General features: G+C 73.4%; 1 pseudogene. It reads left to right on the forward strand.

Features of this window, described 5'->3' with window-relative positions:
• Nucleotides 1–574: pseudogene (locus tag AC27IO_RS25125) on the forward strand (DUF3772 domain-containing protein); the annotation flags it as partial.
• Nucleotides 575–672: the final 98 nt, after the last annotated feature.

Consider the following 672-nt stretch of genomic DNA (forward strand, 5'->3'; position numbering starts at 1 on the left):
CGCCCCGGCCCCGGCCGCCAGCGCACGCCCCCCCCGGGCCGGCGATCCGGCCCCTCGCTCGGTGGATGATCTGCGCAAGCAGCTCGACGCCGTCCCGAAAAAGCTCGATCCGGACGACGACGGCCGCAAGCTCGTCAACGAGGTCTATGCCATCGGCACGGCCGCCGAGCAACTCGTCGCGCAGCGCACCGAAGAGCTGGCCGACCTGGACACGCGCCTGGCCGGGCTCGGCCCCTCGCCCGAGAAAGGCGCGCCCGCCGACTCCCCCGACGTGGCGCAGCAGCGGGCCGGACTGGCCAAGCAGCGCGCCGTCGTGGACGCCGACCTCAAGCTCGCCCGCCTCATCGTGGTCGATGCCGACCAGCGCAGCGCCGACCTCGTGCGCCAGCGCCGCCAGCAGTTCCAGGATGCGCTGACCGCCCGCATCGACTCGCCGCTGGGCCCCACCTACTGGCGCGCGCTGCGCAACGCCTGGCCCTCCGACACCGCCCGCCTGTCGATGCTGGCGGTCGAGATCCGCCAGGCCCTGGAGCGGGCGATGGAGCCTGCCCGGCGCGCCACCTTCCTCGGCAGCCCATGTCCCACCAAGGCAGCAACACGCCGAAATTGCAGCCGCCCAACACCGTGACGGGCTTCTGAACGGGCTCGGCCTGGACATACCGCTCCGCCATC

The sequence above is a fragment of the Acidovorax sp. KNOB132 genome (assembly GCF_057541515.1).